Raw genomic sequence first — 19,418 nt, forward strand, 5'->3', positions numbered from 1 at the left:
TTTTTTCCAACTGTAAAACATAAAAATGAAAGGAATAATATTAGCAGGAGGATCAGGAACACGTTTACACCCGTTAACGTTAGCAGTGAGTAAACAATTGATGCCTATCTACGATAAACCAATGATTTATTACCCATTATCAACGTTGATGTGGGCAGGAATTCGTGAGATATTAATTATTTCAACACCGCACGATTTACCCTTGTTTCAAAAGCTATTGGGAGATGGCAGTCATTTAGGCTGTCGTTTTGAATATGCTGTACAGGATCAACCTAATGGTTTAGCCGAAGCATTTATCATAGGTAAAGAATTTGTAGGAGATGATAAAGTGGCATTGATATTAGGTGATAATATTTTTTACGGAACCGGCTTAGCTGAACTGTTACAAGCTAATAATGATCCTGAAGGAGGAATAGTTTATGCTTACCACGTTCATGATCCGGAACGATACGGAGTAGTTGAATTTGATAAAAAAGGAAAAGTACTTTCAATTGAAGAAAAACCTGAGCAGCCTAAGTCTAATTATGCTGTTCCGGGAATCTATTTTTATGACAATGAAGTATTAGAGATAGCAGCCAATATAAAGCCTAGCCCTCGTGGTGAATTAGAAATTACTGATGTTAATAAAGCATATTTAGAAAAAAGAAAACTACAGGTATCTATTTTAGACAGAGGAACAGCTTGGCTCGATACCGGAACATTCAAATCATTAATGCAAGCAGGTCAATTTGTACAAGTTATTGAAGAACGTCAGGGGTTAAAGATAGGTGCCATTGAAGAAGCAGCATATACTATGGGCTATATTGATGCAGAACAATTAAAGAAATTAGCAGAACCGTTGTTAAAAAGCGGTTATGGAAAACATTTGATGAGCTTATTATAAATTTTAAAGCTTCATATTTCAAACAAAGAGAATTCAGTTTGAAATATGAAGACATTATTAAAATTGAGAATGAAATTTATTGAAACCAAACTAAAAGGATGTTTTATCCTTGAACCTAAAATAATTAAAGACGAGAGAGGCTATTTTATGGAAAGTTTTAACGAAAAGACTTTTCAGGAAGGAGTAGGGCAACATGTAAATTTTGTACAAGACAATCAGTCTTTTTCGTCCAAAGGCGTTTTACGAGGCCTTCATTACCAAACCGGAGAGCATGCTCAGGCTAAATTAGTTCGTGTTTTACAAGGAGAAGTACTAGATGTCGCAGTAGATATCAGACCGGATTCCCCTACTTACGGACAATATGAATCGGTGTTACTTTCCGGAGAAAACCAAAGACAATTTTTTGTTCCGAGAGGATTTGCTCATGGATTTTTAGTCCTAAGCGAAACCGCTACTTTCTTTTACAAATGTGATAATTTTTACAACAAAGAAAGTGAAGGCGGAGTTATTTTTAACGATCCAACGATCAATGTTAATTGGAATTTTTCGGAAGAAGAACTGATTATTTCCGAAAAAGACAAAGTATTACCGAAACTCGAAAATGCAAAAAAAGTATGGTAGTTTTAGTAACGGGAGCTAACGGACAATTAGGACAAGCTATACGATCGGTTGCAGGGAAATACCCTTCAATCGATTTTGTGTTTTGTAATTCGTCAGAATTAGACATAACCGATCCGGAAAACTGTAAAACCGTTTTTGCAGAAAAAAAACCTGATTTTTGTATCAATACAGCAGCTTATACAGCAGTTGACAAAGCAGAAAGCGAACCAGAAAAAGCTTTTGATAGTAATGCGAACGGAGCTCAGAATTTAGCCGATGCTTGTAAAGAGCATAATACCGTATTAATCCATGTTTCTACCGATTTTGTTTTTGATGCCTATTATGCTGATGGAACGGCTTTCTATGATAGAGAATTGCGTTTACCTTTAAAAAGTAAGTTAGGACTTCAGGAAAGCGATGTGCCTTTTCCAAGCGGAATGTATGGCTTAACAAAATTACAGGGCGAACAGGCAATTCAGGCAACCTGGAAAAAACATATAATCGTAAGAACATCTTGGGTGTATTCTGAATTCGGGAATAATTTTATGAAGACTATGTTGCGATTGGCTTCTGAAAGAGATTCACTTTCTGTTGTAAATGACCAAATCGGAACACCGACGTATGCAGTGGATTTAGCAAAAGTATTGATTGAAATTATCCTTTCACCTATTACCCGAAACTCAGTACCCGATATATATGGAATCTATAATTTTAGCAACGAAGGACAATGTTCCTGGTACGAATTTGCTAAAGAAATTTTCCGGCAAAAAAATAGTACAATCGATTTAAAACCGATTCCTACAGCAGCCTATCCTACTCCGGCAAAACGTCCGGTTTATAGTGTACTTGATAAATCTAAAATAAAGACTACATTCGGTATCACCATTAAAGACTGGAAAGAAAGCTTAACAAATTGTCTGCAAAATTATTCATGAGAAAAATCAGTCCCCTTTACTTGCTTTTATTAACCGTTGCTTTTTCTTTTTCTCAGGAAAAAGAAAAAAATGCGACATACATTGATGCACAGATTTTCAGGGGAAATATTATAAAACATGCCGATTATGTCGGACATCTCATTTCCGGGCATCCTGACGGAGTCTTTGTCGGGTTCAACTGGAAGACACACGGAAAAAAGGAATGGCAGCAAATTTATAATTATCCTGACTACGGGCTCTCTTATCAGTATATTGATTTTAAGAATAAAAGTTTAGGCGTTAATCATGCCATTGGGGTGCATTATAATTTTTACTTTTTAAAAAGGCATTTAATGTTACGTATTTCCCAAGGCATAGGAATGACCTCAAATCCTTATGATAAGGAGACCAATAATAAGAATAATGCTTTCGGGACAAAAATATTAGACAACAACTATTTTTTACTGCAATATCAGAAACAAAATTTGTTCGATAAAGTCGGAATCCAAGTCGGATTGATGCTTACACACTTTTCTAACGGTCGTTTTAAAGCACCTAATAGCGGAATTAACACCTTTGCTCTTAATGTGGGTCTGAACTATAACTTTGATGAAGAAAAGCCTTTTATAAAAGACAGTTTGCCGCCTAATTCTTCTTTCAGAGAACGAATTAAATACAATATTGCTTTTAGAACCGGACGTTCAGAAGGTCCTGTTCCGCGTTTAGGACAACGCCAGTTTTATCACATCGGGCTATATGCCGATAAGAGAATAGGAAGAAAAAGCGCCTTACAATTAGGAACGGATATATTCTTTTCCAGATATTTAAGAGATTATATTAAGTTTGTTTCCATTGCCTTTCCGCAAGATCATAAAGATTATGCCGATCCGGATACCGATTACAAGCGAATCGGTTTATTTGTAGGACATGAATTGTTTATCAACAAAGTATCGGTTGAAACGCAATTTGGTTATTACGTCTACAAACCCTTTGATTACGAAATAGACATCTACCAAAGGGTCGGATTAAAATATTATGTATACAAAAATTGTTTTACCGGAGTCGGATTAAAAACACACGGAGGAAGAGCAGAAGCAATTGAAGCAACTATCGGAATCCGATTGTGATTTTTAGCGGAACATTTCGAAATGTTGCTCTTCTACCCACTGTAAGGTTTTCTCAATGCCTTCTTTCAAAGAAGTTTTATGTTTCCACCCCAAATGGTTTATTTTAGAAACATCTAAAAGTTTTCTTGGTGTACCGTCAGGTTTTGAAGAATCAAAAACCAATTCGCCTTCAAATCCTACAATATCTTTAATGGTTTCTGCTAATTCTTTAATGGTAACATCTTCACCGGTTCCTACATTTACCGTCTCGGTCTCATTGTAGCTCTGCATTAAGAATACACAGGCTTCAGCCAAATCATCTACAAACAAGAATTCACGCATCGGAGTTCCGGAACCCCAAACAACAACTTCATGTTGGTTATTTTGTTTGGCCTCAATGAATTTTCTCAGCAATGCCGGTAAAACATGTGAGTTTTGCAGGTTGAAATTGTCATTTATACCGTAAAGGTTTGTTGGCATAGCCGAAATAAAATTACAGCCGTATTGTTTTTTATAGAATTCACACATTTTCAAACCGGAAATCTTTGCAATGGCATACGCTTCATTAGTAGGCTCTAATGCTCCGGTTAAAAGATATTCTTCCTTAATAGGCTGAGGTGCAAATTTTGGATAAATACAAGAACTTCCTAAAAAAAGCAGTTTAGTAACATGAGTTAAATGAGCAGCATGGATCACATTATTTTGGATCATCATGTTGTCATAGATAAAAGCTGCAGGATAAGTATTATTAGCATGTATACCGCCTACTTTAGCGGCAGCCAGAAAAACATATTCCGGTTTTTCAATTTCAAAAAAGGATAAAACAGCTTGCTGATTGCGCAGATCAAGTTCTTTAGACGATCTAGTGATAATATTTTTAAAACCGTTTTTAACCAGATTTCTGACAATGGCTGAACCTACCATACCGTTAGAACCGGCAACAAATATTTTAGAATCTTTTAGCATACACGAGGCAATTTTACATACTCTAAGTCATGTTTCATCATGATTTTCACTAACTCCTCAATAGAAGTTTTACTCGGATTCCAACCTAATAGTGTTTTTGCTTTATGCGGATTACCCAATAAGGTTTCAACTTCAGCAGGGCGGTAATAGTTCGGATCCACTTCTATTAAGACTTTTCCGGTTGCTTTGCAGATTCCCACCTCATTTTCACCTTCCCCTTGCCATTCAATAGTAATTCCGGCTTCTTTAAAAGCCAGTTCGCAAAAGTAACGTACAGAATATTGTATCCCTGTTGCGATCACAAAATCTTCCGGTTGGTCTTGTTGCAGCATTAGCCACATACATTCTACATAATCTTTAGCATATCCCCAGTCTCTTTTGGCATCTAAATTTCCTAAATATAGTTTTTCCTGTATTCCGTGCTTTATTCTGGAAGCAGATAATGTTATTTTTCGAGTTACGAAAGTTTCTCCTCTTCGTTCAGATTCGTGGTTAAAAAGAATACCGTTTACAGCGTACATCCCGTAAGACTCTCTGTAATTTTTAGTGATCCAGAAAGCATATAGTTTTGCCACACCATAAGGAGAACGAGGGTAAAAAGGAGTTGTTTCCGATTGCGGGATCTCCTGTACTTTTCCATATAGTTCAGAAGTAGAGGCCTGATAGATCCTGGTCTTATCTGTTAAACCACAAATCCTGATAGCTTCTAACAGCCGTAAGGTTCCGACAGCATCTGTTTCGGCAGTGTATTCAGGCATGTCAAATGAAACTTTTACATGTGACTGTGCTGCCAGATTATAAATTTCATCAGGTTGGATCTGTTGAACCAAACGGATCAGGTTTGTCGAATCCGTCATATCACCATAATGCAATTTTATCTTTTTTTCTTTATGTAGATCCTGAAGTAAACTTTCGATGTAAAGATGTTCTATTCTTTCTGTATTAAAGGTGGAACTTCTTCTTATAATTCCGTGAACATCATAACCTTTTTCTAGTAAAAATTCAGCCAGATAGGAACCGTCCTGACCGTTGATACCTGTAATTAGAGCTCTTTTCATTTTGAAACAATATGTACAAAGATAGCTTTTAAAAGGAATAACTAAAAATTTTGTTATCTTTTGTGATTTGTAAGTATCTTTGGTTTCTTACAGAAGAGAATGTCTAAAATCAACTATTGAGAAAGTAGAGGCAGGAAAAAATAAAAGATGAAGAAAATATTATTTTTAGTATTATTAACAATAACAGTGAGTTGCGGTATTTCTGAAGATTGTTTTAAGGGAAACGGTAACACAGTAACTCAAACTTTTCCGTATGATAACTTTACGAAAGTAAAAGTCTATTCCGGTGTTGGTTTAGTAATTAAAGAAGGGTCTGAATATGAAGTTAAGATTGAGACCAGCGAAAATATTATAGATGATATTGAGGTAAGTTTACAAGGAGATCTATTAGTGGTAAAAGACAATTCTTCTTGTAATTTGGCTCGTGATTATGGTCTGACAAAAGTATATGTTACAGCTCCGAATTTAGAAGAAATACATAGCAAGACCGAACAGGATATTAGAAGTGAAGGCGTTTTACATTATGGTTTATTCCGGTTATTTTCTATAGGAGAAGATGGCGACGGTTCGGGAACAGGAGATTATTATATTAATATAGCATCAACCGGACAATTTGTAATAGAAAGTAACACGGTTACTAATTTTTATATTAACGGAACAGCCGGAGAACTTTTATTGAACTTTTATTTTGGTGACGGTAGGTTTAACGGAGAGAATTTTGAAGTCCAAACCATTAAATTTTATCAAAGAGGCTCCAATGATATGATCGTAAAACCGATACAGAGGATAGAAGGACAAATTGTATCAACCGGTAATGTGATCTTAAAACACACACCGCCGGAAATTGAAGTGGAAGAACTATATACGGGACATTTGATTTATTAGGTTTTATGGACAAGTAGCTATATTATAAATATAGATATATTGTTGAAAATAAATTTACTTACCAAGTTTCTATATCAAACTGATTTTTTAATAAAATGTATAAAATAAACGCTATAGAATTAATTAGATTTTTTTAGATATTCATAACAGGATTTTATGCCTTTATGAATCGGAGTGAATTTTTTTTCAGGAAACGAGTTCTTAATTTTAGAGTTATCAATATAGATATTAGGATTATCACTATTCCTGTGGTGAAGGTAGGTTAAGTTATAATCTTCATCAACTATAGAATCTATGACAGTTAATAAGTTATTAATGCTTAGGTTATCATCTGAAGCGAGATTGTAAATATTTGAGGTATCATTTTTTATGTCTAATGAAGTAAGTAGGAAATCAACAACATCTTTGATATAAATATAGTTTCTTACGATATCACCTTTTCCGTAGATATTAATGTCTTTATGATTAATTATATTTTCCAAAAATGTATTAATAATACCTAATCCTTTGCTTGTATCTTGATCTTCACCATAAATATTTGAAATTCTGAAAACATCATAATTTAGATCATTTTTAACTTTATAATAGTTAAGATAAAGCTCCATACTAAGTTTAGTAATGCCATAAGGAGAAAAAGGGTGTTTATCATCAATTTCTTTTAGCTTATCATTTGAACTACCATATATTGTACCTGCGCTTGATGTAAAAACAACTTTTTTAACACCTATCTTACTGGCAAGATCTACTAAATTAAGAAAAGGAATAAGGTTAGATTCTATTTCGAAAATAGGTTTATCCCAACTAGTTGCCGGAATAGTTGTCGAAGCCAAGTAATAAATAATATCAAGATTTTCAATTTTTTGTTTTAAATTTTCCTTGTCTGAAAAATCAATGTTTTCATAAGGTAAATCCAATCCGGTTTTATTCTCAGAAGATCGCCCGAATAGTTTTAGATTTATATTATCAATTTTGGATATTGCTAAAGACAAATGCTTGCCAATAAAACCATTACATCCTATAATCCCGACATTCATCTTCATACATTTATTGTTTCATCAATTACTGTAAAAGGTCTGTTTCTGACTTCATCATAGATTCTTACAATATATTCTCCTATGATCCCTAAACAGACTAATATCAGAGAACTGAAAAAAGAGATAATTATAATTAAAGAAGTATACCCTTTTACAGGAATTAAATTGACAAAGTATTGAAAAAGTATATAACAAGAGAAAAAGAAAGCAAAAACTAAACCTAACGAGCCTAAAATGGTTATTAGTCGAATGGGAACATTAGAAAATGAAAAAATACCGTCTTTAGCTATTTTGAATAATTTTTTAAGTGTATATCCTGATTCACCAGCAACTCTTGCTTGTCTTTCATATTCTACACCAATCTGATTAAAACCTATCCAAGCTCTTATACCCCTTAAAAAAGGGTTCTTTTCTTGTAGTTTTAGCATATTCTCTACGACCCTTTTTTTCATCACACAAAAGTCGCCACTGTCTAATTGTATATCAGTGTTACTGATTTTTTTTAAGATCTTATAAAAAGAAGCGTAACTAAGTTTTTTGATAAAAGATTCTTTTCTTTTCTTTCGTACTCCGTAGGCAACATCATATCCATTATCTAAATAAGTGAAAAAGCTAGGAAGTAAGTTAGGGGGATCTTGCAAATCATCATCAATTATTGCTATGTAATCACCAGAACAGTAAGTAAGACCGGTTTTTACAGCTATTTGATGTCCGAAATTTCGGGATAATTTTATTCCTTTGATGTATTTGAAAATTTTGGCTAATTCAAATATTTTTTTAAAACTGTGATCTTTACTACCATCATCAATTAAAATTAATTCTAAATCCCAGTTATTTTTGTTTTTTTCAATATCAACAGCTTCAACAAGTAAATCAAGAAATTTTTCAGAGTTATATACCGGTACAATAATAGATATCTTTTTACCTTTCATTTTTTGAGAGTTTATTGTTTTTAGTAATCCAATAAATATACTTATTCTACTGATAATTTTGATCCTTTTTCTTTTCCAAGCCTAACGATTACTACATTATCTATTTTTTTAATAGACTCAGGATTAGGCCAAATAGGAATTGACTCAATTGAATCTGCAATTTTTAAAAAGGTTTCTTTGTTATCGATTTCACGATAATATGCAATATCATAAAATTTAATAAAATTAATTATTCTGTTATTGCTTCCTCCGTCCCAACTAAAAAATGAACCTCCGAAAATCTCGGATTTAGGTAATACAAATCGATTATGCTCAGAAGCCGGTAAACTTCCATAAAAATATACATAATCGGTATTGTAGTTAAAAGTAGGGTATTTTGTATATATAAAAGCATCTATTTTTCTGGCTATTTGCTGGTCGTGTTGACAAATTTTATAACTAGATAAGAATAAAAGTGTGATCAAATAAATATTAGCAAGTGAAATAATACTTGCAAAAAGTATGCCTACAGTCTTGTATTTAAAACTTGAAAAGAAATGGATTATTATAAATGCAAAAATAATATTTGTTGCCACATATAATCTTGGTGGATGAGCGCCATTTGTAATAAAAAAGGAAATAAAGAAAGTTAAAACAAAAGAAGCTAAGATTAAGGTAAATCGAATAAAGAAATGCTTTTTTTGATAAATATAAACCCCAATAAGAACTAAACTAATGAGCGATGCAAAGAGAAAAGGTTTGTCCCCATAATAAAAGTCTCCTCTGAAATTATCAACAAGTAAATTATAGAAGTCAATAAATCTATTATAAAAACTGCTTTGATTTGATGATGTATAGCTATCAAGATGACCGATATCGCCCATCGGAGGACAAAATAGTTTTACAGAAATATAATATAAAATACCGGATATAAACATTAAGATCGTAAAAAAACCAACCCTTACAAGATCTTTCTTAAAAGAATAATCTTCTTTGAAAGTATTTTGAAAAAGAGAAATAGTAAAGATTACAACAGGTAAAAACACTAAAGCTTGATAAATAGCAATTACAAAAACAATTAAAATTGCAGAAAGAAGTAAAGCCAGATAAGATTTTATGGATTCAATTTTTAAATGATCCAAAGCCCATAGAAACAAAATGATTGAAAGGGATGAAGCAAAAAAACCTATCGCAACAGCATCTGCTTGCATTGTAAAAACCATTTGATAAGCCATTTGTGGAAATGATAAAAATAAAGCACAAAATAAATAGCTGTATATATTTTTAAAATTGAAAAGGCGTGAGAGTGCAACAGCTGTAAATGCTAAAAAAAACAGACTAAGCAATAATGTATAATAGGGAGTAATTCCATCAAAAATTCTACATCTTATTAAGTTTGTTCCCCATCTTCCCATTCCCAAGGAATGATCTTTAGGAAAAACTTGCTCATTGTCAATTGTTAAAGTAAAATTTGTTAATGCAAAGCCGTAGCAGAGAACTGCATATAGAAGACTGAAAACAAATAGACTAATGTTTTTTTTTTTGATTTTTAAAGACATAGTTTTTCTTATATCGAGCAAAAATAGTAAAAAAGATATTATTTGTAATTGATTTTAATAGAATAAAAAATTTATAAATAATAGTAAAAAAGAAATATATTTGCTATAAAAAAATAATGATGAAAACGAAAATATTTACTTTTTTAGTTTTGACTTCTTTTATAGTTTTAAGCTGTAAAATTGATAAAGAAAATAAAGAAGAAAACAATAATAGTGTACCTCAAAAAGAAGTACAGAAAGATAGCGAAGTAAAAATAGTAATAGAGGCAATAGTTCCTAAAGATGATGTTTTTCAGATTTATTATACTGAAGACGGGTCTCCAAATTGTACAGAAGAACAATCTGTTAAGGCTGAGATAAAAGGAAGTGAAGAACCTCAAAAAATCACTTTTAATATTCCTGAAGAAGTTGTTATGACTTATTTACGAATTGATCCGGGACAAAATCCTGATCAAGGAATAATGAAATTTTCAAGATTTACTTACGAGTATTTTGGTAAAAAATTCGAAATTATCGGAAGCGATTTTTTTCTTTATTTTTCGCCAACAGAACATTTAAAAATGGATTTTAATTCAGCGACCCTTACACCAACCGGGAAAGGGGAAAATTATGATCCTGTTTTATATGCACAGCCACCTTTTGCACCTGAACTTGAGAAAATTCTTGTGCAGTAACAGTTTGAATGGAAGTAATTTCTATGACTAAAAAAATAAAAATTGCATTTGTTACAGCTTCTGACCCGTTGGATAAAAAATCGTGGTCTGGAATCTACTACCAGATGTATCAAAATTTAAAAAATAATGTGGAAAAAGTGGATTGTATCGGACCAATTCCACTTTTTTTCATTAAAGCAATGGCTGTTACTAACAGATTGACCAAGCTTATTTTTAGAAAAGGTTATAACTATAAGAATTCAATCCTTTTGAGTTATATACATTCAAAATATATTCAATTAAAGCTTAGAGGAAAACATTACGACTATATTTTTGCGCCGGCAGCCTCCACAGAAATTGCTTTTTTAAATACAGATATTCCCATTATTTATTGTTCAGATTCCTCCTTTGGTCAGATGAATGAATATTATGACACCTATTCTAACTTGTTTGAGTTTTCAGTAAAGGAATCTAATATAATTGAACAAAAAGCTATTGAAAAAGCAGCTTATATTACGTATCCTTCCAATTGGGCAAAAAACTATGTAGTCAATCATTATAATTCAAAAGCAAAAATAGCGGTTCTTCCTTTCGGAGCAAATATTGACGAAAGGTATGTTCATTTTGAACCTAAACAGATTTCAAAATACGAAACGGTTAATATTTTGTTCTTAGGAGTCGATTGGTATCGAAAAGGAGGAGATCTGGTATATGACACTTTTTTAAGGTTACTTGAGGCAGAATATGATATTCACCTGACGGTTTGCGGATGTATTCCGCCTGTTAAGCACGATAAAATGAAAGTCATTCCTTTTTTAAACAAAAACAAAGAGTCTGATTTAAAAGAATTGGCTGCCATTTTTAAAAATAGCCATTTTTTATTTTTACCCAGTAAAGCAGAATGTTTCGGCATTGTTTTTTGTGAGGCCAGTGCTTACGGCGTTCCGAGTATTTCAAGAAATACAGGAGGATAAGTAATGCTATAGCAAACGGAGTAAATGGATTTTGTGTAAACCCTGAGGCTACTGCTGGAGTGTATTTTGAATTGCTTCAAAAGTACATTGAACAACCTGAGCTTTATAATGAATTGAGTAATTCTTCAAGAAAATTGTATATTGAGAAATTAAATTGGAACGTTTGGGCAAATGATTTATTAAATTTGCTGTAAATAAAAATTAGCTATTCTCTGAATGAAGAATTCTACTAAACTAAATATTATATTTAGAACATGCGATAAAGTTAATGCGGTTCATGGTTCTCCCAGACCATTTGACTTAGATAAAAAAGAGTTAATAAAGATTTGTTTTTTGAGTTTAGTAGACTCTTTAAAAGCTATTGAACACAGTATATTTATTGTTGCAGATGACCTTTCAGAAGAAATGATCCGTTTCTTTGAAGCTTTTAAAGTTGAAATGATCCATGGTAAATACGGTAACGATAATTCCTTGCGAGAATGCTTCAGATTAGCAGCATCACTACCTGATGATGAGTTTGTGTATTTCTGCGAAGATGATTATTTACACACTTCTGATTGTTTTTCAGAAATAGTTACTTTAATAGAGGAATATCGTACAATTTATCCCGGAGATATAAAAGTTAAACAATTATTGCGTAAGAGAGAGCTGTTGTTGTTTCGTATGAAACGTTACTTTAAAAAACCTGAATTTTTAGTTTTCCCTTGCGATTATCCCGATAGATATGCTCCTTTTTATATGGAGAAAAGTTTTATTTTTAAAACGAAGACTTTGCATTGGAGGCAGATAAGAGATATAACCTTTACTTTTTTAGTCAAGACGAATACCTTTAAAAAACATAGAAAGGTTTTTGAAAGGTCAGCAAATAGAGCAAATGACAGATTTTTGAGTCGAAAATTATTAGGCAACAAATTTTTCTATTCAAAATTGCTAGGATTGTCACCTTTACCTTCTTTATCTTGTCACATGCACAGAGAAACAATGTCTTATGTTGTTGACTGGGAAAAGGTTGTGAAAGATTACCGGGAAAAATTAAAAAAATGATAGAAAGCGACAAAATAGCGGAGCTTTTAAAAAAGATCTTTTTTAAAAAAGGAGGTAGTACCTTCATTTTTAAGTTACTGGGAATGGTTTTGAATTTTTCAGTGACTTTAGTTATTACAAATCTTTTTGGAAGTTCGTCTTATGGGTTATTTGCTCTGGCACTAACTATTTTACAATTAATAGTGATGTTCTTTTCATTAGGTATTCCTTCTGCTTTTATTGCTTTTACCGGAGGATTTAATTCTGAAGAACAAAACAAAGGGTTACTGATAAAATCGTATAAGATTTCCTTTCTTATAGCCGTCATCCCTCTTGTATTACTTTTTCTTTTTTCAAAAGAGATTGCATTTTTTTATGATAAACCAGACTTAACAAAATTTTTAAAAGTTGTTTTTGCCTCTTTAATTTTTTTTGTTTTCCACGAAATTAACGTCAACTACTTCTTATCTGTAAAGAAGTTTTTAGTTTACGGATTATTGTATTTTATCTTTCCCAATTTGTTTTTTTTACTTTTTATTATAGTATTCAAAGCTATGGGATTAGAAAGTTTTACAATAATTTTAGCCTATGCTTTGTCAGTTCTGCTTACCGTGTTAATAGGGGTATCAATTATTTTCAAAAACGGAAGCTACAAAAAGGTTGAACTGAAAAGTCTTGAAATCCTCAGAAAATCGGTTCCGATGATGATCAGTGGTTTTTTTCTGATTCTTTTGAATTGGACAGATGTGCTGATGTTAGGAAAATTTGAAACAGAAGAAAATATCGGAATTTATAATGCCGCCTTTAAATTAGGCTATCTAACCCTTTTTTTTGTTACAGCAATGGGGTCGGTCATTATTGCCGATATATCTGATAAATATAATCTAGGGAACTTTTTAGGTTTAAAAAGAACGATCAATAAAGCGACTCAGTTAACTATAGTGTTAACATTACCCGTTGCATTGTTTTTGATCTTTTTTGGTTCTTTTTTCCTGAACTTCTTTGGAGAAGAGTTTGTACAAGGAAAATTAGCTCTTGTTTTAATAACATTAGGTGCTTTGTTTAATGCTATGACAGGTAATGTAGACCAAATTTTAAACATGACAGGTAATGAAATTACCGTTAGAAATATTATGTTTATAGGATTTTTGGTGAATGTGGTTTTAAATTTTCTTTTAATTCCTTTGTATGGATATGAAGGAGCTGCCTTTTCAAGTTTATTAGTAAATGTTATTGTAAATAGTATCTTTGTTATTGTGATAAAAAAGAAATTAGGCTTTTTTACCTTTATGTAATATGAGTGTAGAATTATCGGTTATTCTGGTTAATTATAATGGAATACAATATCTGGATGCTTGTTTAAAAAGTATTCAGCAACATTTATTAGAAATTGACTATGAAATTATTTTGATCGATAATAATTCACAAGATGAGAGTTGTACATTTATAAAAGAAAATTATCCGACGATTTGTTTAATAGAATCGAGATCCAATAACGGATTCGGAAAAGGAAATAACCTTGCCGTTCAACAAGCAAAAGGGGAATACGTACTACTTTTAAATATAGATACTGTTCTACAGGACAATTTAAAACCGGCATTAGATTATGTAAAAACTCATAAAACAGTAGGAGCATTAGGAATTAACATGTTGAATGGTAATAAGGAATATTTACAGGCAGCCGGACAATTCCCGAACCTTACCAATTTGTTTTGGATGAAGAAAGCATTTCAATTCAATAACGATTTTATTTCAGGTGATTTTTCAAAAGAAATTTATGAAGTTGACTGGCTCACCGGATCCTTTATTTTAATGCCTAAAAGGATTTATGATGAAATTAAAGGCTTTGACGAAGATTACTTTCTGTATGTAGAAGATGTGGATTTTTGTAAACGAATTGCTGATTTAGGATATAAAAGAGTTTTTTATTCAAAACAAAAATATATTCATTATGTCGGATTTAACAAAAAGAAAAATCCCATGTTGATTAAAGGTTACAGGCTCTATATAAAAAAGCATTTTAAAGGTTTTTATAAGTATCTTTGTTTAGGTGTTTTAAAAATAAACCAATCAGTAAAAATGATTAAAGGCCTGTTTTGATGAAAATTAAAGTTGCTACCTTATATTCCGCACTATTTTCTATTATTTTACTAGCACAATTGTATATTCCTTCTTTTAAAGTGAATATGCTGTTACAGTTGCTGACTCTGACTTTTTTTATTTTTTCGGGTAATGGAAGAATATCGATTCGCTTCTTAAAAAGGATTATACCGCTATTTATACTTTTTAGTATTCCTTTCTTTGTGATGTTTTTTTATAACTATCAAACTGGGAATATTATTAAAGATATTTCTTACTTCATTAAGCCGATTGTTGGGATAACACTGGGTTATATGTTCTTCAAAAAAATTAATAATTTTCAAATTTTTTTAAAAGCAATTATTCTGAGCGGACTCATATCTGCTAGTATACATTTTGTACTTTTGCTTTTCTTTACAAATGTTTTATCCGGAAGTGTCTCCCAGATTCGTGAATTCGGAAAAGATAATTTTCTTGAGCTTTTTGCATTATTGCTTTTATGGTTTTCAGATGCTTTTTCTCAACTTCCTTTGTTCAGTAAGAAAAGAAAGAGACAGATCTTAATTTTGTTATTAATATCGTACTTTTTTTATTTATCCAGAACGATGTTTGTTGTAGGCATAATCATGATTCTGGCCGTTAAAGGTTATACCATAATTACAGCGAGAACATTAAAAATAATGGTCTCATTAGTATTGGGTATTCTTATACTGTACGGATATTTATTTTCTGTGAAAATTAACAGAAATGCAACGGGGATTGATGGCTTTTTGTATAAATTAAAAATTGCACCGGGCGAAATATTTATTACTAAAATAGATCGGGAAAACCACAAGGATTTATGGGATCACTGGAGAGCTTATGAAGCATCAAGAGCAATTGCATTGATGGATGACAATCCGTCAAGTTATTTTTTAGGTACAGGGTATGGTTCACAAATTAATTTAAGGTTTCACTCCCCTTTAGGGGGTACCAAAAAAGGACTAAAATTTATCTCAGAGATTCATAATGGTTATGTATTTGTTTTCTATAAAACAGGCTTAATAGGGATCATCGCTTATTTATTTTTCCTCATAGGACTTTATAAAACGAATTACTATCAAAAAGATTATTCCTCACATCTGATTTCAGCAATAGGCTTGTTCTATTTGTTCTCTTCACTGACCATTACCGGTATTTTCAATAAAAGAGATGTTTTAATACTGATTTTAGGAGCCTTGTTGTTTTTTAATTATGAAAAGAAAAAAGAATTGTCCCGATGAACAACGAGCGCAGATTGAGAATAATGGTTGATTGTCACAAGTTTGATGAAGATTATCAAGGCATAACTACCTATATTGAAGGCTTATATAAAAAGTTGGTCGAGCAGGAAACTATTGTTTTTTATTTTGCGGCAAGAAATATTAATAAACTAAAAGAAACATTCGGAGAGAAAGATAATATAAAATATATCAAACTGAATTATAGGAATAAATGGCTGAGGTTATTAATCGATTTTCCCAGAATAATAACTTTACATAAAATTGATTTTGCTCATTTCCAATATATTGTTCCACCATTCAAATTCTGTAAATATATTAATACAATTCATGACGTGTTGTTCTTGGATTATCCTGTATTCTTTAATCGGAAATATATTTTAAAGAATAAATTTTTATTTAAAGCTTCATCAAAACTATCAGATGTGGTCCTGACAGTTTCTAATTATTCAAAAGAGAGGATTATCTCAAATTTTAAATTGAATAAGCCTGTATTTGTTACACCTAATGCTGTTAATGAAGTATATTATCAGAAATATAATAAAGAGGAGATACAGACTAATCTTAATAAAAAATATAATTTACAAAAATATTTTCTACTCGTTAGCAGAATAGAACCCAGAAAGAACCATTTGTTACTTTTAAAAACCTTTATTGAAAAAGCATATTATAAAGATTATGATTTAGTCTTTGTGGGGAAAAAAGATTTAGATTATAAAGAGTTAGAGGTTTTCTTATCAAATCAAACAAAAGAGGTTAAAGAAAAAATATATTTTTTTGACCATGTAAATAATACAGAATTATTAGATCTGATAAGAGGGGCTGAACTGTCCGTATACCCTTCCTTGGCAGAAGGTTTTGGGATTCCGCCTCTGGAAACATTAGCAGCAAATATTCCTACTGTTTGTTCAAATACTACAGCAATGAAAGATTTTTCCTTTTTAAAAGAGTATCAGTTTAATCCGGAAGATTCAAATGATCTGGCAGGAAAAATATATTTTGCATTGCACAATAAAGAGATATTGCCGTTAATAAAAGAAATGAAAACCAAGTATAACTGGGAAACCAGTGCAAATAAATATTTAGAAGCCATTAGGTTTAAGAATCCAAATTAGTATTTTTGTTTTTCATTAGATAAGAGATGAAAATAGGAATACTCGGTACCAGAGGAATACCCAATTATTACGGTGGTTTTGAACAATTTGCAGAATATTTTGCAACCTATGCAGCAAGTCAGGATCATGAAGTTTATGTATACAACTCGCACAAGCACCCCTATAAAAAAACATCTTTTAAAGGGGTTTCAATAATTCACTGCTATGATCCCGAATATGTTATAGGTACAGCCGGACAATATATTTATGATCTGAATTGTATTCTGGATTCCCGGAAAAGAGATTTTGATATCATTCTTCAGTTAGGGTATACCAGTAGTTCTGTTTGGTTTGGTCTACATCCAAAAAGAGCAATTGTAGTGACTAATATGGATGGTTTAGAATGGAAACGAACCAAATACTCTAAACCGGTTCAGAAACTATTGCTTTGGGCAGAAAAGCAGGCTGCACAAAAAAGCGACGCACTAATTGCAGATTCGCTCGGAATTCAAAGTTACCTCAAACAAAAATACAATCTCAATAGTCATTATATTGCTTACGGTGCTTATAACTTTAATGACCCGAATCAGGAAGTGCTAAGCTTGTTTAAGGTTGAGCCATATAAATATAATATGATTATGGCACGATTTGAGCCGGAAAATAACATTGAAATGGTTTTAGACGGAGTAATGGCAAGCGAGGTAACAACTCCTATCTTGGTCTTCGGAAATTACGATACAAAATTCGGAACCTATTTGAAGAATAAATTCAGATCGGTTGAAAAGATAAGGTTTGTCGGGGCGATATACGATATTAAGATATTAAACAATCTTCGTTATTTCTCTAATTTATATTTTCACGGTCATACAGTAGGAGGTACGAATCCTTCTTTACTTGAGGCTATGGCTTCACAGGCTTTAATAGCAGCTCATAATAATGAATTTAACAGAGGAGTTTTACAGGAAAATGCCTTTTACTTTACAAATTCGGAAGAAGTTAAAAATATCTTAAATACAGTCAAAAAAGTGATAACTTGCAACAAGTTCAGAACAACTTTGAAAGAATCAGAAAAAATTTTAATTGGAACACTATAAATGACCAATATTTACAGTTTTTTGAAGAATGTATGGCAAGATTTGATAGAAACACAAAAGGAAAATAATTTCTTTATTCCTTTTTTGCTTTTATTGGTAACTATTGTTCTTCCGCTGGGAATAAATAATATTACTTTAGGGATTTTGTTTCTGTTTCTTCTTCTGAACAGAAAAAAAGTAACGTTTAAAAGATCCTTTTTTCTGGCAATACCTATTCTTTTGTTCATTTGGATGGCTTTGTCATATTTCTGGGCCATTGATAAAGAAAGAACACTTAAAGCGATTCCTAAAGAGATCACATTGCTTTTGATCCCTTTTCTTTTTTCCTTTATTCCGGTTTTTAATCAAAAAACCAAAGAGAAAATACTTAAATACTATAGTTTTTCTATTGTTGCCTTCACTTTAGTATTTATGATGCGGGCACTGATACGATATGCGATAACAGGTGATAGCAATGCTTTTTTTTACCATGGCGAATATCATGATGACTATGGGTTAGTCCCTAAATTATTAAATGCTATTCATGTTTCCGTTTATGTAGCAGTGGCATTTTTTTACTTCCTTACTAAAGAAGTAAAATCTAAAGCAGACTATTCTATAGTACTTTTTCTTTTTCTCTTTCTTTTACTGTTATCGTCAAAGAATATTATTGTTGTTTTTCTTTTACTGACGTTTTTTTATACTTCTTTTTATTCTAAAGCAGTTCACAGAGTCCGTTTGCGCAATATAGCTATAATGGTGTTTGCAATTGGGTTTATTCTTTCTTTTAGTAGAATTAAAGAACGTTTTTTAGTTGAAATTCAATCAAATACAGAAAGAGGAGTGCGTAACGACATGACTACCATTCATACAGAGCAAGTTCATGTTGTGAGCATTTATGAAGCATGGAACAATGAAAAATTTTCTAATGGAGATTTTTTCCCGGGAGCTGCTTTCAGAGTATATCAGGCCAGAATGTTTTTTGAGTTTTTACAGGAAGAACCTATTTTCTGGAAAGGGTTCGGATTAAATGCTTCTCTGAAAAAATTATTGGATAAAGAAAAGCAGTATGATCTTTACCCGGGTTATGGAACGCTCAATTTTCATAATCAGTACATACAGAATTTTGCCGAGTTAGGAGTAATAGGATTTATTCTTTTAATAGTTATGTTGGGCGTATCACTTTACAAAGCTTTACAGGTTAAAGATTTTATGCATATTGCTTTTACAATTCTGATGATAAGCTTATTTTTGACAGAATCATTTTTATGGAGGCAGAGAGGAGTAGTTTTTTTTACCGCTTTCTATTCTTTTTTCGCCGTTTCAAATAGTAGAAATTAATAAAGA

Annotated in this window: 19 protein-coding genes; 14 read left to right on the forward strand and 5 right to left on the reverse strand. The window is 31.8% G+C overall.

Annotation, left to right across the window (positions count from 1 at the left end; genetic code table 11):
* Positions 1-25 precede the first annotated feature (25 nt).
* The 4 genes from rfbA to DI487_RS07150 all read left to right on the forward strand — a co-directional run bounded on the left by rfbA (position 26) and on the right by DI487_RS07150 (position 3,524).
* A complete protein-coding gene (rfbA, locus tag DI487_RS07135) occupies positions 26-883 on the forward strand; it encodes a glucose-1-phosphate thymidylyltransferase RfbA (RefSeq protein WP_109569025.1) in 858 nt (285 codons plus the stop codon).
* 69 nt (positions 884-952) lie between these two features.
* Positions 953-1,504: a dTDP-4-dehydrorhamnose 3,5-epimerase gene (rfbC, locus tag DI487_RS07140; protein ID WP_109569026.1), complete on the forward strand. Its 552-nt coding sequence runs from the start codon at positions 953-955 to the stop codon at positions 1,502-1,504.
* Complete coding sequence (gene rfbD / locus DI487_RS07145; protein ID WP_109569027.1) at positions 1,498-2,418, forward strand: dTDP-4-dehydrorhamnose reductase; 921 nt, start codon at positions 1,498-1,500, stop codon at positions 2,416-2,418. Before rfbC ends, rfbD begins: the two co-directional genes overlap by 7 nt.
* The gene (locus DI487_RS07150) at positions 2,415-3,524 is read left to right on the forward strand and encodes an acyloxyacyl hydrolase (protein WP_109569028.1); all 1,110 of its coding nucleotides are present in this window, start codon (positions 2,415-2,417) and stop codon (positions 3,522-3,524) included. The genes rfbD and DI487_RS07150 overlap by 4 nt, the downstream gene beginning before the upstream one ends.
* A 3-nt stretch (positions 3,525-3,527) precedes the next feature.
* Here the strand turns inward: DI487_RS07150 and fcl are convergent, their stop codons facing one another.
* Together fcl and gmd are read right to left on the reverse strand one after the other, a co-directional pair.
* Positions 3,528-4,469 carry a GDP-L-fucose synthase gene (gene fcl, locus DI487_RS07155; RefSeq protein WP_109569029.1) on the reverse strand — a complete coding sequence of 314 codons (942 nt, stop codon included), beginning with the start codon at positions 4,467-4,469 and terminating at the stop codon, positions 3,528-3,530.
* The gene (gene gmd, locus DI487_RS07160; protein ID WP_109569030.1) at positions 4,463-5,527 is read right to left on the reverse strand and encodes a GDP-mannose 4,6-dehydratase; all 1,065 of its coding nucleotides are present in this window, start codon (positions 5,525-5,527) and stop codon (positions 4,463-4,465) included. Before gmd ends, fcl begins: the two co-directional genes overlap by 7 nt.
* A gap of 147 nt (positions 5,528-5,674) precedes the next feature.
* Between gmd and DI487_RS07165 the strand changes: the two genes are divergently transcribed.
* A complete protein-coding gene (locus DI487_RS07165; protein WP_109569031.1) occupies positions 5,675-6,412 on the forward strand; it encodes a head GIN domain-containing protein in 738 nt (245 codons plus the stop codon).
* Between the two features lie 119 nt (positions 6,413-6,531).
* On the opposite strand, the gene DI487_RS07170 is transcribed toward DI487_RS07165, so the two are convergent.
* The 3 genes from DI487_RS07170 to DI487_RS07180 are packed head-to-tail and all read right to left on the reverse strand — an operon-like array spanning position 6,532 to position 9,916.
* The gene (locus tag DI487_RS07170; RefSeq protein ID WP_109569032.1) at positions 6,532-7,452 is read right to left on the reverse strand and encodes an NAD-dependent epimerase/dehydratase family protein; all 921 of its coding nucleotides are present in this window, start codon (positions 7,450-7,452) and stop codon (positions 6,532-6,534) included.
* Positions 7,449-8,378: a glycosyltransferase family 2 protein gene (locus DI487_RS07175; RefSeq protein WP_109569033.1), complete on the reverse strand. Its 930-nt coding sequence runs from the start codon at positions 8,376-8,378 to the stop codon at positions 7,449-7,451. Before DI487_RS07175 ends, DI487_RS07170 begins: the two co-directional genes overlap by 4 nt.
* 41 nt (positions 8,379-8,419) lie before the next feature.
* Positions 8,420-9,916, reverse strand: coding sequence for a glucosyltransferase domain-containing protein (locus DI487_RS07180; protein ID WP_109569034.1), 1,497 nt, complete (start codon positions 9,914-9,916; stop codon positions 8,420-8,422).
* 119 nt (positions 9,917-10,035) lie between these two features.
* Here DI487_RS07180 and DI487_RS07185 point away from each other — a divergent pair, with 119 nt between their 5' ends.
* The 9 genes from DI487_RS07185 (at position 10,036) to DI487_RS07225 (ending at position 19,412) form a co-directional block, all read left to right on the forward strand.
* Positions 10,036-10,590: a hypothetical protein gene (locus DI487_RS07185; protein WP_109569035.1), complete on the forward strand. Its 555-nt coding sequence runs from the start codon at positions 10,036-10,038 to the stop codon at positions 10,588-10,590.
* 8 nt (positions 10,591-10,598) lie between these two features.
* Positions 10,599-11,543: a glycosyltransferase family 4 protein gene (locus DI487_RS07190; protein ID WP_109569036.1), complete on the forward strand. Its 945-nt coding sequence runs from the start codon at positions 10,599-10,601 to the stop codon at positions 11,541-11,543.
* A 216-nt stretch (positions 11,544-11,759) separates the two neighbouring features.
* Positions 11,760-12,587 (forward strand): hypothetical protein, encoded by an 828-nt coding sequence (locus DI487_RS07195; RefSeq protein ID WP_109569037.1) that lies wholly within the window; start codon positions 11,760-11,762, stop codon positions 12,585-12,587.
* Positions 12,584-13,861, forward strand: coding sequence for an oligosaccharide flippase family protein (locus DI487_RS07200; protein ID WP_109569038.1), 1,278 nt, complete (start codon positions 12,584-12,586; stop codon positions 13,859-13,861). Before DI487_RS07195 ends, DI487_RS07200 begins: the two co-directional genes overlap by 4 nt.
* A 1-nt stretch (position 13,862) precedes the next feature.
* Positions 13,863-14,666, forward strand: a complete 804-nt coding sequence (locus tag DI487_RS07205) for a glycosyltransferase family 2 protein (protein WP_109569039.1) — start codon at positions 13,863-13,865, stop codon at positions 14,664-14,666.
* Positions 14,666-15,907 (forward strand): O-antigen ligase family protein, encoded by a 1,242-nt coding sequence (locus DI487_RS07210; protein WP_109569040.1) that lies wholly within the window; start codon positions 14,666-14,668, stop codon positions 15,905-15,907. Before DI487_RS07205 ends, DI487_RS07210 begins: the two co-directional genes overlap by 1 nt.
* Positions 15,904-17,019: a glycosyltransferase family 4 protein gene (locus DI487_RS07215; protein ID WP_109569041.1), complete on the forward strand. Its 1,116-nt coding sequence runs from the start codon at positions 15,904-15,906 to the stop codon at positions 17,017-17,019. Before DI487_RS07210 ends, DI487_RS07215 begins: the two co-directional genes overlap by 4 nt.
* Positions 17,020-17,045: 26 nt before the next feature.
* Positions 17,046-18,092, forward strand: coding sequence for a DUF1972 domain-containing protein (locus DI487_RS07220; RefSeq protein ID WP_317046283.1), 1,047 nt, complete (start codon positions 17,046-17,048; stop codon positions 18,090-18,092).
* Positions 18,093-19,412: an O-antigen ligase family protein gene (locus tag DI487_RS07225; protein ID WP_109569042.1), complete on the forward strand. Its 1,320-nt coding sequence runs from the start codon at positions 18,093-18,095 to the stop codon at positions 19,410-19,412.
* Positions 19,413-19,418: the final 6 nt, after the last annotated feature.

It is taken from the genome of Flavobacterium sediminis (genome assembly GCF_003148385.1).
GTDB lineage: Bacteria > Bacteroidota > Bacteroidia > Flavobacteriales > Flavobacteriaceae > Flavobacterium > Flavobacterium sediminis.

Coding starts and splice junctions, on each gene's coding strand:
- rfbA (WP_109569025.1), top strand. CDS start 26: ATGAAAGGAATAATATTAGCAGGAGGATCAGGAACACGTTTACACCCG.
- rfbC (WP_109569026.1), top strand. CDS start 953: ATGAAATTTATTGAAACCAAACTAAAAGGATGTTTTATCCTTGAACCT.
- rfbD (WP_109569027.1), top strand. CDS start 1,498: ATGGTAGTTTTAGTAACGGGAGCTAACGGACAATTAGGACAAGCTATA.
- DI487_RS07150 (WP_109569028.1), top strand. CDS start 2,415: ATGAGAAAAATCAGTCCCCTTTACTTGCTTTTATTAACCGTTGCTTTT.
- fcl (WP_109569029.1), bottom strand. CDS start 4,469: ATGCTAAAAGATTCTAAAATATTTGTTGCCGGTTCTAACGGTATGGTA.
- gmd (WP_109569030.1), bottom strand. CDS start 5,527: ATGAAAAGAGCTCTAATTACAGGTATCAACGGTCAGGACGGTTCCTAT.
- DI487_RS07165 (WP_109569031.1), top strand. CDS start 5,675: ATGAAGAAAATATTATTTTTAGTATTATTAACAATAACAGTGAGTTGC.
- DI487_RS07170 (WP_109569032.1), bottom strand. CDS start 7,452: ATGAAGATGAATGTCGGGATTATAGGATGTAATGGTTTTATTGGCAAG.
- DI487_RS07175 (WP_109569033.1), bottom strand. CDS start 8,378: ATGAAAGGTAAAAAGATATCTATTATTGTACCGGTATATAACTCTGAA.
- DI487_RS07180 (WP_109569034.1), bottom strand. CDS start 9,916: ATGTCTTTAAAAATCAAAAAAAAAAACATTAGTCTATTTGTTTTCAGT.
- DI487_RS07185 (WP_109569035.1), top strand. CDS start 10,036: ATGAAAACGAAAATATTTACTTTTTTAGTTTTGACTTCTTTTATAGTT.
- DI487_RS07190 (WP_109569036.1), top strand. CDS start 10,599: ATGGAAGTAATTTCTATGACTAAAAAAATAAAAATTGCATTTGTTACA.
- DI487_RS07195 (WP_109569037.1), top strand. CDS start 11,760: ATGAAGAATTCTACTAAACTAAATATTATATTTAGAACATGCGATAAA.
- DI487_RS07200 (WP_109569038.1), top strand. CDS start 12,584: ATGATAGAAAGCGACAAAATAGCGGAGCTTTTAAAAAAGATCTTTTTT.
- DI487_RS07205 (WP_109569039.1), top strand. CDS start 13,863: ATGAGTGTAGAATTATCGGTTATTCTGGTTAATTATAATGGAATACAA.
- DI487_RS07210 (WP_109569040.1), top strand. CDS start 14,666: ATGAAAATTAAAGTTGCTACCTTATATTCCGCACTATTTTCTATTATT.
- DI487_RS07215 (WP_109569041.1), top strand. CDS start 15,904: ATGAACAACGAGCGCAGATTGAGAATAATGGTTGATTGTCACAAGTTT.
- DI487_RS07220 (WP_317046283.1), top strand. CDS start 17,046: ATGAAAATAGGAATACTCGGTACCAGAGGAATACCCAATTATTACGGT.
- DI487_RS07225 (WP_109569042.1), top strand. CDS start 18,093: ATGACCAATATTTACAGTTTTTTGAAGAATGTATGGCAAGATTTGATA.